The organism is Priestia sp. KCTC 13724, from assembly GCF_056820425.1.
On sequence record NZ_JBXDLD010000082.1, the window covers coordinates 19,470 to 32,154 of the forward strand.

General features: G+C 37.2%; 14 protein-coding genes and 2 tRNA genes. 5 read left to right on the forward strand and 11 right to left on the reverse strand.

Features of this window, described 5'->3' with window-relative positions; genetic code table 11:
• The first annotated feature begins 86 nt into the window (after positions 1–86).
• Both AC1UFB_RS12135 and AC1UFB_RS12140 read left to right on the forward strand, forming a co-directional pair.
• Entirely contained in the window at positions 87–1,037 is a 951-nt protein-coding gene (locus tag AC1UFB_RS12135) for a hypothetical protein (RefSeq protein ID WP_404469394.1), read from the forward strand.
• Between the two features lie 46 nt (positions 1,038–1,083).
• Entirely contained in the window at positions 1,084–2,298 is a 1,215-nt protein-coding gene (locus tag AC1UFB_RS12140; protein WP_404469393.1) for a tyrosine-type recombinase/integrase, read from the forward strand.
• A gap of 97 nt (positions 2,299–2,395) precedes the next feature.
• Here the strand turns inward: AC1UFB_RS12140 and groL are convergent, their stop codons facing one another.
• Together groL and groES are read right to left on the reverse strand one after the other, a co-directional pair.
• Positions 2,396–4,030 (reverse strand): chaperonin GroEL, encoded by a 1,635-nt coding sequence (gene groL, locus AC1UFB_RS12145; RefSeq protein ID WP_062687247.1) that lies wholly within the window; start codon positions 4,028–4,030, stop codon positions 2,396–2,398.
• A 65-nt stretch (positions 4,031–4,095) separates the two neighbouring features.
• Positions 4,096–4,380, reverse strand: coding sequence for a co-chaperone GroES (gene groES, locus AC1UFB_RS12150; protein WP_025909994.1), 285 nt, complete (start codon positions 4,378–4,380; stop codon positions 4,096–4,098).
• 299 nt (positions 4,381–4,679) lie between these two features.
• Between groES and AC1UFB_RS12155 the strand changes: the two genes are divergently transcribed.
• Positions 4,680–5,411 carry a CPBP family intramembrane glutamic endopeptidase gene (locus tag AC1UFB_RS12155; RefSeq protein ID WP_061786125.1) on the forward strand — a complete coding sequence of 244 codons (732 nt, stop codon included), beginning with the start codon at positions 4,680–4,682 and terminating at the stop codon, positions 5,409–5,411.
• Positions 5,408–5,641, forward strand: a complete 234-nt coding sequence (locus AC1UFB_RS12160) for a YdiK family protein (RefSeq protein ID WP_482589333.1) — start codon at positions 5,408–5,410, stop codon at positions 5,639–5,641. Before AC1UFB_RS12155 ends, AC1UFB_RS12160 begins: the two co-directional genes overlap by 4 nt.
• A 30-nt stretch (positions 5,642–5,671) precedes the next feature.
• Here AC1UFB_RS12160 and tatC read toward each other — a convergent pair whose 3' ends face one another.
• From tatC to AC1UFB_RS12175, 3 genes are read right to left on the reverse strand one after another with little or no spacing between them, the layout of a single operon-like run.
• Complete coding sequence (tatC, locus tag AC1UFB_RS12165; protein ID WP_025909997.1) at positions 5,672–6,433, reverse strand: twin-arginine translocase subunit TatC; 762 nt, start codon at positions 6,431–6,433, stop codon at positions 5,672–5,674.
• Between the two features lie 15 nt (positions 6,434–6,448).
• On the reverse strand, positions 6,449–6,631 hold the full coding sequence (locus AC1UFB_RS12170; RefSeq protein WP_025909998.1) for a twin-arginine translocase TatA/TatE family subunit: 183 nt from the start codon (positions 6,629–6,631) through the stop codon (positions 6,449–6,451).
• 32 nt (positions 6,632–6,663) lie between these two features.
• On the reverse strand, positions 6,664–7,308 hold the full coding sequence (locus AC1UFB_RS12175; RefSeq protein WP_061786123.1) for a redox-sensing transcriptional repressor Rex: 645 nt from the start codon (positions 7,306–7,308) through the stop codon (positions 6,664–6,666).
• A gap of 275 nt (positions 7,309–7,583) precedes the next feature.
• On the opposite strand from AC1UFB_RS12175, the gene abc-f reads away from it, so the two are divergent.
• Positions 7,584–9,524, forward strand: a complete 1,941-nt coding sequence (gene abc-f, locus AC1UFB_RS12180; RefSeq protein WP_328101226.1) for a ribosomal protection-like ABC-F family protein — start codon at positions 7,584–7,586, stop codon at positions 9,522–9,524.
• A gap of 121 nt (positions 9,525–9,645) precedes the next feature.
• Here abc-f and tsaD read toward each other — a convergent pair whose 3' ends face one another.
• From tsaD to AC1UFB_RS12210, 6 genes are all read right to left on the reverse strand, one after another.
• Positions 9,646–10,662, reverse strand: a complete 1,017-nt coding sequence (gene tsaD, locus AC1UFB_RS12185) for a tRNA (adenosine(37)-N6)-threonylcarbamoyltransferase complex transferase subunit TsaD (RefSeq protein WP_100346444.1) — start codon at positions 10,660–10,662, stop codon at positions 9,646–9,648.
• Positions 10,659–11,108 (reverse strand): ribosomal protein S18-alanine N-acetyltransferase, encoded by a 450-nt coding sequence (gene rimI, locus AC1UFB_RS12190; protein WP_061786699.1) that lies wholly within the window; start codon positions 11,106–11,108, stop codon positions 10,659–10,661. The genes tsaD and rimI overlap by 4 nt, the downstream gene beginning before the upstream one ends.
• A gap of 4 nt (positions 11,109–11,112) precedes the next feature.
• A complete protein-coding gene (gene tsaB / locus AC1UFB_RS12195) occupies positions 11,113–11,817 on the reverse strand; it encodes a tRNA (adenosine(37)-N6)-threonylcarbamoyltransferase complex dimerization subunit type 1 TsaB (protein ID WP_025910003.1) in 705 nt (234 codons plus the stop codon).
• Positions 11,798–12,283 carry a tRNA (adenosine(37)-N6)-threonylcarbamoyltransferase complex ATPase subunit type 1 TsaE gene (gene tsaE / locus AC1UFB_RS12200; protein ID WP_061786698.1) on the reverse strand — a complete coding sequence of 162 codons (486 nt, stop codon included), beginning with the start codon at positions 12,281–12,283 and terminating at the stop codon, positions 11,798–11,800. The genes tsaB and tsaE overlap by 20 nt, the downstream gene beginning before the upstream one ends.
• 165 nt (positions 12,284–12,448) lie before the next feature.
• Positions 12,449–12,524: transfer RNA gene (locus AC1UFB_RS12205), tRNA-Asp, on the reverse strand.
• A 3-nt stretch (positions 12,525–12,527) separates the two neighbouring features.
• Positions 12,528–12,604 (reverse strand) — tRNA-Met (locus AC1UFB_RS12210).
• Between the last annotated feature and the right edge of the window lie 81 nt (positions 12,605–12,685).

Genomic DNA, 12,685 nt, shown 5'->3' on the forward strand with positions numbered 1-12,685 from the left:
TTGTTGTTATTATCAGTATATAATCTTTATATCCGATAAAAAATAAAATTAACGGATATATCGTCGGATATAAGGAGGTACTACAATTGCAAAAATATAAGGGGCAAAAAATATCAGAAAATGCAGATTTAAAAAAGGAAAAGGAATACCCAATAGAATGGGGAGAAGATCTTTTTAACGTTCAAGTAAGAGTAAATGGCCCGTACACCATAAAAAATGAAGTAATTGTGTCAAACCTCGAATGGGGAGATGAAGAAATGGAAGAAACAACGCCAAATTATAACCCTTTTGAAGTTGAGTATTTGTTCGAGAAATTAGAACGTGTTGACCTTACTTCACACAAATCAATATTGAAGTTTTGTAACAAATACGGAACGCTTAATGCCCGTGAGACTATGCCATTATATTATGGGTTACGACTATTAGATTGCCAAAAGCAAACTCTAGATGAGTTTATTTACCATGCAAAAGAAATTAAACGCATTATGCATATCTATGAAGCCATCTTCTCCAAAAATGAAGGTCGTTTGCAAGAACATGCTTCAATGTTTAAAGCAGATTTGAAAAAAATTGTTCCTTATTTAAACCCAAATGATAAAGATATATTTCAACTATCAAAAATGTGGATAACATTAAAGATCAATAAAGAAACAGAGGGGGTTATAAGCGAATCAGGGAAAATCGGAAAAAACAATAAGATTATAAAAATTCATACCAGCCGCTCAATAATCGGTGTTATTTACCATCAATTGTTGAATTTAGTAAGTAATGAATGGGAACTCAAGGAATGTGTTAAATGCAAAAGTAAATTTGTACCTCGAACTGAAAATAGTCGCTTTTGCCCTCCAGATGAGGCTGGTAAAGATAGCTTGTGTAAAACCGCTTATAATCAGTGGATAAGAAACGCCAGGAAAGACTATTTCTCAGGTAAAAAAACAATGGACCAAATAGCACAACAAAAAAAGAGACCCCTCGCAGAAATAGAAGGTTGGTTTGATTCAGTAGATAAAGAAAAATGGCTTAAAAAATTCCAATAACTATATTTTTATCAAACAAATATTGTAAAAAGAGGAGAATAAATATATGAAAGGACATTTTTATAGACCACGTTGTAAATGTAACAGTAAAAAATGTAAATGCGGGGCTAGTTGGGCATTCATTGTAGATATTGGAGTAGACCCTAAAACTGGAAAACGAAAACAGAAGAAAAAAAGCGGATTTAAAACTAAAAAAGATGCAGAAATAGCAGCCGCTACTCTCTTAAATGAATTAAATCAAGGGACTTTTGTAAATGAAAAAGTCGTATTATTTGAAGATTTTGCTTACGAATGGCTGTCAATTTATGAAGGAACAGGGAAAGTAAAGGAAAGTACGATTCGTGTGCGAAAACATGAAATTAAACGGTTATTGGATTATTTCGCTAAACTAAAATTAAAAGATATTTCAAGAAGACAATACCAAAACGCTTTAAATGACTTAAAAAAGCGGGGTTATGCCCCAAATACAATAGATGGAGCACATCGAACTGGCAGAATGATCTTTAAAAAAGCGGTTGAAATGGAAGTCATTAAAAAAGATCCAACAGAATTTACGTATGTACCAAAACAACAATTAACAATTGAGGAGTTAGAAGAGCAAAACGTTCTCCCCAATTATTTAGAGAAAAATGAATTGCAGCGCTTCCTCTCTATAACAAAAGATATAGGACTAGATCAAGATTACCCTATCTTTTTAATGCTTGCTTATACTGGACTACGAGCAGGTGAACTGTGTGCACTAAAATGGCGAGATGTTGACATGTCAGAACATACCATTAGCATTACTAAAACATACTACAACCCCACAAATAATAAAAAAGAGTATAAATTGTTAACGCCTAAAACATCAACATCTGTACGTGTAATTGATGTGGATGAGACGGTAATCAATGCATTAAAGCTTCATAAATCTATTCAAATGAAAGTGATTATGAAGCACCGTGATATATACCATAATAAAGACTTTATTTTTACGCATATGGATGATGAAACACCTGGTTATCCTCTATATATTAAAAAAATAGAAAATAGAATGAGGCGTTTATTAAAGTTAGCAGGATTAAACACCAAACTTACCCCGCATTCTTTACGTCATACCCATACATCGTTGCTTGCACAAGCGGGAGTAGGTCTACCGCAGATTATGGAACGGTTAGGTCATAAAGACGAAGATACGACAAAAAATATATACTTGCATGTCACAAAAGAAATGAAAAAAGAGGCTTCCCAAAAGTTCAAGGAACTAATGGAAAACCTCTAATTTTGAGCCTTATTAGGGGTCAATGTTACCCTAATGTTACCCTTTACGGGACACTGCAGGCAGAAACCCTATCATATCAAGGGATAATGGGGCGATATTACATCATGCCGCCCATACCGCCCATGCCACCCATATCAGGCATTGCAGGACCGCCAGCATTTTCTTCAGGCTTATCTGCCACGACCGCCTCAGTTGTTAAGAACATAGCCGCTACAGAAGAAGCGTTTTGAAGCGCTGAACGCGTTACTTTTGTTGGGTCAACGATACCAGAATCAAGCATGTTTACCCACTCACCAGTTGCAGCGTTGAATCCAGTTCCAACCGCTTCGCCTTTTAGACGCTCAACGATTACTGATCCTTCTAGACCTGCGTTGTGAGCGATTTGACGTACAGGCTCTTCAATCGCACGTAATACGATGTTGATACCTGTTGCAACGTCGCCTTCAGCTTCGATTCCAGCAACTTTATTGTAGATATTCAATAATGCAGTACCACCACCAGCTACGATACCTTCTTCAACCGCAGCACGAGTAGAGTTTAATGCATCTTCAATACGTAGTTTACGCTCTTTTAATTCTGTTTCAGTAGCCGCACCAACTTTAATTACAGCAACACCACCAGCAAGCTTCGCTAGGCGCTCTTGTAATTTTTCGCGGTCGAACTCTGAAGTTGTTTCTTCAAGCTGAGCTTTAATTTGGTTAACGCGAGCTAAAATTTCTTCTGCGTTACCTGCGCCGTTTACAACTGTTGTGTTTTCTTTTGTTACCACAACTTTAGAAGCGCGACCTAATTGCTCAATGCTTGCAGATTTCAAGTCAAGACCAAGCTCTTCAGTGATTACTTCACCACCAGTTAAAATCGCAACGTCTTGAAGCATTGCTTTACGACGGTCACCAAAGCCAGGAGCTTTAACTGCTACCGCTGTGAATGTACCGCGAAGTTTGTTCACAACTAATGTTGCTAGTGCTTCACCTTCTACATCTTCAGCAATGATTAATAGTGGCTTACCTTGTTGAACAACTTGCTCTAACACCGGTAAGATTTCTTGAATGTTACCAATTTTCTTATCTGTGATTAAGATATACGGATCTTCTAATACAGCTTCCATTTTATCTGAATCAGTTACCATGTATGGAGATGCATATCCACGGTCAAACTGCATACCTTCTACAACTTCTAATTCAGTTGTGAAGCCTTTAGATTCTTCAAGCGTGATAACGCCGTCGTTACCAACGCGCTCCATTGCTTCAGCGATTAATTGACCTACTTCTTCGTCAGCCGCTGAGATAGCCGCTACTTGCGCAATTGAATCTTTACCTTGGATTGGTTTAGAAATTGCTTTTAACTCTTCAATCGCTACTGCTACTGCTTTTTCCATCCCTTTACGGATACCCATTGGGTTCGCACCAGCCGTTACGTTCTTAAGACCTTCACGAATCATTGCTTGTGCTAAAACTGTTGCAGTTGTCGTACCGTCACCAGCAACGTCGTTTGTTTTGCTAGCAACTTCTGCTACTAATTTTGCACCCATGTTTTCGAATGCATCTTCTAATTCAATTTCTTTCGCAATTGTTACACCGTCATTTGTAATTAATGGAGAACCGAATTTTTTCTCTAGTACTACGTTACGCCCTTTTGGTCCAAGCGTTACTTTTACAGCATTCGCTAATGTATCCACACCACGTAGCATTGAGCGGCGTGCTTCTTCGCTAAACTTAATGTCTTTTGCCATTTGACTCATCCTCCTAATTGTTTAAAAATAATCTATTCTACATTGTTAAAAGTCGTTATGAATAATTAGCCGATTACAGCTAAAATGTCGCTTTCGCGTAAAAGTAAGTATTCAGTACCTTCGTATTTCACTTCAGTACCAGCATATTTTGAGAAGATAATACGATCGCCTGCAGCTACCTCTAATGCTACACGCTCACCGCTTTCTAATACTCGACCTGTACCAACAGCAACAACTTTACCTTCTTGTGGTTTCTCTTTAGCGCTGTCTGGTAATACGATACCGCTTGCTGTTTTTTCCTCAGATTTTACAAGTTCAATCACTACGCGATCACCTAATGGCTTTAACAAGTGAAACAACCTCCTCAAATAATATGTTTTTACATTTTATTAGCACTCAACCTCACCGAGTGCTAACACATTTATTATATTAAAACAAAGTAGCTTTTTTTTGCAAGTATTAAACACAAAAAAATTTAAAAAATCCTTTTTCAACTCATACTACTCATACATACATAAAAAGAAGGCATTCTTTTATCTCTCATATAATATGTATGTTACAATACGAACAAGAAGAAACATATCAAAAAGCTTCCCTACATGTTCTTCGACAATGATACATAAAAAACCTTTTAAAGGAGTATGAAAGATTGGAAAAGCGCTATGGTTATATCGTACTGACTTATATCATCATGCAGTTTTCTAGCATTTTAGGCATTCCGTTATTATTATCCCTCGGACTGTTTAATGACGAACCCGTTGGAGTAGCTAAACAGCTTGCGATGACTTATTGGACAATTATCAGCTTTAGCTTGGCTTTAGTAATTGTACTTTTGTTGTTAAAGCGTGAAATGTCAATGAGACATGAACATGCTGGCTTACCAACAGCTATATTCTGGTCAATCTTTGGCATCTTTTTAGCAATGGCTTCTCAATCTGTGGCTGCCATGATTGAAATGAACTTATTGGGTATTGAACCTGGTTCTGAAAATACGGAAATGATCTTGAATTTAGTGAAAGTTACGCCTTTATTAATTGTTGTCACATCCGTTATTGGACCAATTTTAGAAGAAATTATCTTCCGAAAAATCATCTTTGGTTCTCTATATCGTAAATATAATTTCTTTATTTCAGCCTTTATTAGTTCACTTATATTTGCAGCAGTCCACTGGGATTTCGAACATTTATTAGTTTACACGGCTATGGGATTTGTATTCGCGTTTTTATATGCAAGAACGAAGCTGATTATTGTTCCAATTATAGCTCATGTCTTGATGAACACGATTGTTGTGTTAGTTCAAACGATTTTTGCGGATGAAATTATTGAAATTCAAAAACAGGCTGAACAGCTACAGTTTATTATTAAAGGACTTGGTTTATGAATAACATCCCTCTAACCAGAGGATTTATCTACTTAATTATAGGAATCCTCTTTACGTATTTAGCTATTTTAAGCGTCGATACCACCGTATGGACCTTACCAACTATCTTGTTTGCCTTAGTCGCTGCTTTTGATTTTCGCTTTGCGATTCGAACCTTTTCATTGCACCGCAAGATTAAAAAGCTTCAGGAGCAATATAAAAAGTCAAATAGCAACGATTCTCAGAAATAAAAAGGCCCCTTACAACAGGGGCTTTTTTTGTTATTCAGAAGAAATTCCAACGGCTTCTTCATATTGTTGTCTATGTTTCAGCATTTTACGATAGGAAATGCGAGAAATAATAATGCTAATTTCATAAAGGATGAATAAAGGAATTGTAACCATTAGGTGTGATAACAATTCTGGAGGTGTAATAAAAGCCGCTATGACTAATAACACAAAATAAGCGTACTTCCGGATACTGCTTAAGAACTGTGGCGTCACAATACCCAGTCTTGTTAAAAACATAATGACAACGGGTAATTGAAACAATAGACCAAATGGTAGCGTAAGCTGAAATAAAAATGAAAAATATTCATTGATACCAATAACTTGGTTAACATCTAGCTTATCCGCTATTCGAATCATAAACTCTACTACAAAAGGAAAGAGAACAAAGTAAGCAAACGAAATACCAGTAAGAAATAGGATAATTGAAATTGGAATGTATCCAAGAGTTACTTTTCGCTCTTTATCATACAAGCCTGGACTTATAAATGCCCATAATTGATAGAGCGCAATAGGAGCAGAAACAACACATCCAATTACAAACGCAAACTGCATATAAATCTTAACCGGATCGGTCAATTTAAATGCGTTCATTGTTAGCGAGCTTGCCTCGTCTGCTGATTGTAGATAAATAATAACGCGATCCGCTAAGAAAAAACCGCCAATTGTAGCAATAAAAAAGAAAAAGACGACGATTAAAATCCTTTTTCGCAGTTCACCAATGTGATCATATACAGACATTTCTTGTTCGTTCATATGTCAATCATTCCTCTATTGATTTCGTTCTTTCTTCTTGCCCTCGTCTTCGTTATCTTCCATTATTCCTTTAGTGGCACTTTTAAACTCCCTTAACGTGTGGCCTACAGCTCGACCAAGCTCGGGAAGCTTCTTTGGTCCAAAAACTAAAAGTGCAAAAATTACAATTAAAATCACACTACCTGCACCTAATCCCATGGTTTCCCCTCCTTTATTACATATATATTCTATTATATATTATTTTCAGGGTAATTTTTCAAAAAGTAAACCAGCGACTGAAGCTCTACGGCTAAATCAATGTGATGCAGACGAATAGAGCTTGGCACATTTAAACGGGCAGGGGTAAAATTTAAAATACCTTTGATTCCGCATTTGACTAAGCGGTCCGTAATTTGCTGTGCCACTGTAGCTGGAACCGTTAGGATCGCAACAGAAATATCTTCTGTCATATGTTCTTCAAGCTTATCTAAATGATAAACAGGTACGTCTCCAACGTGAGTACCCACCTTTTCTTCAATAACATCAAAAGCAAATTCAATTTTTGTATTGTTATTCTTAATGAAATTGTAGTTTAAAAAAGCTGTTCCAAGATTACCAACACCAATCAGAGCAACTTTGGTTACTTCATCTTGATCTAATGTTTTGCGAAAAAAACTTAGTAAATAATTGACGTTATAGCCATATCCCTTTTTACCCAAGGCTCCAAAATAGGAAAAATCGCGACGAATTGTAGCGGAGTCTACTTTCACCGCTTCGCTTAATTCTGCTGACGATACACGTTGCTTACCAGAAGCATGTAGATTTTTAATAAAACGATAGTATAGCGGCAACCGCTTTGCTGTAGCTTGTGGTATTTTTAAGTTTTCTGTATTCATCTTGTGCCCCCTTAATTACGATAGATATAATGGCTATCGTTCAGATCTCCGCTTGACTTAGCAAGATTCTCTTTTTAAATTAGATAGCGCTTCCATTAAGTGAACCTTCTATTCACTCATGAACAGTAGTCTATAGTTTATTTTAACACAGTCTATGTGGTAATAATGAATTCTACACATAATTTTGTGGAAATGCTTATGACATGCACCTATTCATACTTCTGTCTTAAAAATATGTTAAAATACACTATGTCGAAATGAGTAGAGGTGAAACGATGATTATTCTACAGTTAAACGGAATTACGAAATATTACGGGGCAGACCCGATTTTATCAAATATAAAACTTGAAGTTCAATCTAAAGACCGCATTGCACTAGTTGGTCGAAACGGAGCGGGAAAATCAACGCTTCTAAAAATTATTTCTGGTGAACTTTCCTACGACAGTGGAGAGATTATGAAGCCAAAAGAAACAACGATTGACTACATGGGACAGGATACAGTGTTAGAATCCACTTTATCTATTTGGGACGAAATGTTAACCGTCTTCAAGCCATTGCAAAAAATGGAGAAAGAACTAAGAAAGCTTGAAGAAAAAATGGGAGACCCTTCTTATCAGCAGGATTCCAACAACTATGAAAAGCTTTTAAAGGAATACGATCAGCTTCAAATTTCCTTTAAAGATCTAGGCGGATACCAATACGAAGCTGACATTCGTTCAATCCTGCACGGGTTTCGCTTTTCAAACTTTGATTACTCCACCCCTATTTCTACACTAAGCGGTGGGCAAAAAACACGACTGGCTCTAGCTAAGCTGTTATTAACTAAACCTGATTTGCTAATTTTAGATGAGCCTACCAACCATCTTGACATTGAAACATTGGCTTGGTTAGAGCAATTTTTACAAAATTACGATGGCGCTATCCTAATTGTCTCCCATGATCGCTACTTCCTTGATAAAGTGGTTACACAAGTCTATGAAGTAAGTCAAAAAACCACCTATAAATATCCTGGTAACTACTCAAATTATTTAACACAAAAAGCCGAACGCTATGAGCGTGAGATGAAGCAATTTGAAAAACAGCAGGATGAAGTAGCAAAGCTTAATGATTTCATTCAAAAAAATATTGCTAGGGCTTCAACAACAAAGCGAGCTCAAAGCAGACGTAAACAGTTAGAACGCATGGAGCTAATGGATCGGCCAAACGATGGTGAAAAAGGTGCAAGCTTTTCCTTTGATATTGAACGGCAAAGCGGAAATGAAGTATTAAAAGTTGACAACCTTTCCATTGGATATGAAGAAAATCAGTTTATTGTAAAAAACATTAACCTTCGTGCTACTCGTCAAGATAGCATTGCCCTAGTAGGTCCAAACGGGATTGGTAAATCTACTCTGTTAAAAGGCTTAATGAATAAACTTCCTTTTGTTTCAGGAGAAATCCAATTCGGTTCTAATGTAACAGTAGGCTATTATGATCAAGAACAGGCAAACTTGACGTCTAACAAAGCCGTACTCAATGAATTATGGGACGACTACCCTACTACTACCGAAAAAGAAATTCGAACTGTGCTCGGTAATTTTTTATTTTCAGGCGACGATGTCTTAAAGGTTGTTTCCACACTAAGTGGTGGAGAAAAAGCAAGACTCGCCTTAGCAAAACTGATGATGCAAAAAGCAAACTTTTTAATTCTAGATGAGCCTACTAACCACCTTGATCTAGATAGTAAACAAGTATTGGAGAATGCATTAATCTCTTATCCAGGTACACTTTTATTTGTTTCCCATGACCGTTACTTTATCAACAGAGTTACCAACAAGGTTATCGAATTGTCTCCAGAGGGAACAACAGAGTTTTTAGGGGACTATGACTACTACGTTGAGAAAAAAGCAGAAATGGAAGAAAGAAAAGAGCTTGAAGCAGCAAATATGGCTCAGGAACTATCTGTAGGGAAAAGTGACAAAACGTCATATATACAAGATAAGGAACAAAAAAAGCTTCTAAGGCAGCGAAAAAGAAGAATTGAAGAGATTGAAGAACGAATTGCTGAAGTGGAAGCAAAATTAGAGCAAAATGAAGAGCTTTTATGCGACCCAGTAATTTACCAAGATCATGAAAAATTTCAGCTTTTAAACAATGAGAACCAAACTTTTCAACAAGAGTTATCCACATTAATGGAAGATTGGGAAGAACTTCAGCTAAGTATTGAGGAAAGCTAACAGTTTATACACAAAAGAAGCCCATACACCTTTTGGTGATGGGCTTTAATATATGCATTATCCACAGTTAATTCTAATTTGATTGAAAATTGTGGATAACCACTATATTATCCACAATCCTCTATTCTAGCACTAACCCAGGATTCGCATTTAATGCCATGGTCGCTCTTCTATCTTTACGATATAAAACGCTGGCTGCTGCTCCAATCATAGCAGCATTATCCGTACATAAAGAGAGTGGTGGAATAACTAACTCTACATTAGAGTACTTTTCGAATCGTTGCTGTAGAGCCTCTCGTAACCCTTTATTTGCGGCTACCCCACCGGCTAACAGCAGTTGATTTACGTTATATTCTTGAACAGCTTTTTCTGTTTTTGTTACCAAAACATCAACTACGCTAGCTTGAAAACTAGCTGCTAATGTTTGTGGATTAATATCTTCACCTTTTTGTTTCGCGTTATGCACAGTGTTGATAACTGCTGATTTTAAACCACTAAAACTAAAATCATATGAGCCATCTTCCAACCAGGCACGCGGTAGATCAATTAAGGGTTCACCCTCTTGAGCTAGACGATCGATATGAGGACCGCCTGGATATGGTAACTGTAGCGTACGTGCTACTTTATCGTATGCTTCACCAGCTGCATCATCTCTTGTTTCACCAATGACTTCAAAACGAACGTGCTCTTTCATGTAGACAAGTTCTGTATGTCCACCCGAAACAACTAATGCTAGTAACGGAAATTTTAATGGCGTAATAAGTTGATTCGCATAAATATGTCCCGCAATATGATGTACAGGAATTAAAGGCTTCTGATGAGCAAAAGCTAACGCCTTAGCTGCGTTGACACCAATTAATAATGCTCCTACTAATCCTGGTCCTTCTGTTACCGCAATTGCATCAATATCATCAAATGTCATATTGGATTGATGTAGAGCTTCTTCTACAACTATTGTGATTTGCTCAACATGATGCCGTGAAGCAATCTCAGGTACAACTCCCCCAAAGCGTTTATGGCTTTCAATTTGAGAGGCTACTACATTTGCAACAATTTCTGTACCACCTCGAATAATCGCAACAGCCGTTTCATCACAGCTTGTTTCTATTGCTAATATTACTTCATTTTCTTTTGTCATAATTTCACCCACATAACTAATGCATCTTCATTGTTATCAGAATAATAATTTTTTCGTATGCCGCCAGCCTCAAAGCCTAGCTTTTTATACAATGACTGTGCAATATGATTTGATGTTCTTACTTCAAGCGTCATTGAAAGTGCCCCTAGCTGTTGCACAACATTCATCGCAGCTTTAAGCAAAGCATATCCTAACCCTTTTCCTCTATACTTAGGAAGTATAGCAATATTGGTAATATGCGCTTCATCAATTACAATCCAAGTTCCACAATATCCAATAATTTGCTCCTCTATTTCCATTACAAGGTAGGTAGAAAATTGATTGGCCGTTAATTCGTTATAGAAGGCCTCTTTGCTCCAAGGTGTTGCAAATGCCTGTTTTTCAATTTCAACAACTTGATCAATATCTTCAACTTTCATTAGACGAAATTTCACTGTCATAGTCATTTTCTCACTCATTTTTCGCTTCTTGTGCTTTTAACCAGTTTGCTTCTGCCTCGGCTAACCTAATGTAATTAGGCACAAAAGCATGAACTGGAGTTGCTTCTTTTTGCATACCTAAAAAAGCTAATTCACTTGGACGAGGATTGTATTGTGAGACGGATGCAAAGAGTGCTTGTTCTCCTAATACGCTAGTTAATATTTCTTTATGCGCTTCAATATCATTCCCAATAAATAAAATAGATTCATTGTATTCTTTCAATTTTCCAGCCCATTGTTCATTAATAACAAGCTGATCTTTCTCTTCATTACGTAGTTCCTGTCCATTATCAAAACGATATAACCCTGTGAAAATTTGTTGTCTACGCGCATCAAATAACGGGGAGATAAGTCCGTTAAAGTAACGGCCGTTAGCAGCTACAATCTCAAGGCTAGACACTCCAACTAAAGGAATGTTAAGCGTCCACGCAAGTGTTTTAGCCACGGTTACACCAATGCGGACACCAGTATAAGAACCAGGCCCTTCTGCTACTACAATTTTATCTAATTCTTTTGGTAATGTATCACAATCCGCCAGCAACGATTCAATAGCCTTCATCAAGCGAATAGAATGATTCTTTTTCAGATTTGTAATTACTTCTCCAATTACTTTATTCTCTTCAACCAATGCGACGCCCATTACGAAATTTGACGTATCAATTGCTAATGTTTTCATAGTTAAAAAGCTCCTTACATAGGTCAATATATCTTGCACCTTTGGCTTTACAAACAAGCTTACGTGTTTTAGGCGTATCATGATAAATATTAATTTGAACAAATTCCTTTGGTAACTGCTCTTCAATTAAGTGAGCCCACTCAACAACGGTAACACCATCACCTTCAAAGTATTCATCAAAGCCTAGATCTTCAAATTCATCCCCTAGACGATATACATCCATGTGATAGAGGGGCAATCTTCCATCTTTATATTCCTTAATAATAGTAAATGTAGGGCTGTTTACGTTCCTTTTAATTTCAAGACCTTTTGCTAATGCCTTGGTAAAAGTTGTCTTACCAGCTCCTAAGTCTCCTTCTAATAACAAAACATCACCTTGAGCTAGCAGCGAAGCAAGACGGTTGGCTAGCTTTTGTGTATCTTCAATAGAAGCGGATTGGATGACAAACTCTTCTAATGGTTTCATTTTTCGAATCCTCACTTTACTCTCTCTAAATCAATTTATACCTCTATTGTATACGCAGTTCTCTACTCATATCCAGCATATACATACAAAAAAGTCCCTAGGAACAGTCCTAAGGATCATAATTTTAATATAAAAAAAAAGACGAAACCTTTTGTTTCGTTTAGATGGCGGTCCCGACGGGAATCGAACCCGCGATCTCCTGCGTGACAGGCAGGCATGTTAACCGCTACACCACGGGACCATTTGGTTGCGGGGACAGGATTTGAACCTGCGACCTTCGGGTTATGAGCCCGACGAGCTACCAGACTGCTCCACCCCGCGATAATATAAAATCTGGCAACGTCCTACTCTCACAGGGACAAAGTCCCAACTACCATCGGCGCTAGAGAACTTAACTTCCGT

Excerpts from the sequence above, each read along its gene's own strand:
- AC1UFB_RS12160 (WP_482589333.1), top strand. The coding sequence starts at position 5,408 with ATGAATAACATCCCTCTAACCAGAGGATTTATCTACTTAATTATAGGA.
- groL (WP_062687247.1), bottom strand. The coding sequence starts at position 4,030 with ATGGCAAAAGACATTAAGTTTAGCGAAGAAGCACGCCGCTCAATGCTA.
- tsaB (WP_025910003.1), bottom strand. The coding sequence starts at position 11,817 with ATGAAAACATTAGCAATTGATACGTCAAATTTCGTAATGGGCGTCGCA.
- abc-f (WP_328101226.1), top strand. The coding sequence starts at position 7,584 with ATGATTATTCTACAGTTAAACGGAATTACGAAATATTACGGGGCAGAC.
- tatC (WP_025909997.1), bottom strand. The coding sequence starts at position 6,433 with ATGAACGAACAAGAAATGTCTGTATATGATCACATTGGTGAACTGCGA.
- rimI (WP_061786699.1), bottom strand. The coding sequence starts at position 11,108 with ATGACTATGACAGTGAAATTTCGTCTAATGAAAGTTGAAGATATTGAT.
- tsaE (WP_061786698.1), bottom strand. The coding sequence starts at position 12,283 with ATGAAACCATTAGAAGAGTTTGTCATCCAATCCGCTTCTATTGAAGAT.
- AC1UFB_RS12140 (WP_404469393.1), top strand. The coding sequence starts at position 1,084 with ATGAAAGGACATTTTTATAGACCACGTTGTAAATGTAACAGTAAAAAA.
- AC1UFB_RS12170 (WP_025909998.1), bottom strand. The coding sequence starts at position 6,631 with ATGGGATTAGGTGCAGGTAGTGTGATTTTAATTGTAATTTTTGCACTT.
- AC1UFB_RS12175 (WP_061786123.1), bottom strand. The coding sequence starts at position 7,308 with ATGAATACAGAAAACTTAAAAATACCACAAGCTACAGCAAAGCGGTTG.
- tsaD (WP_100346444.1), bottom strand. The coding sequence starts at position 10,662 with ATGACAAAAGAAAATGAAGTAATATTAGCAATAGAAACAAGCTGTGAT.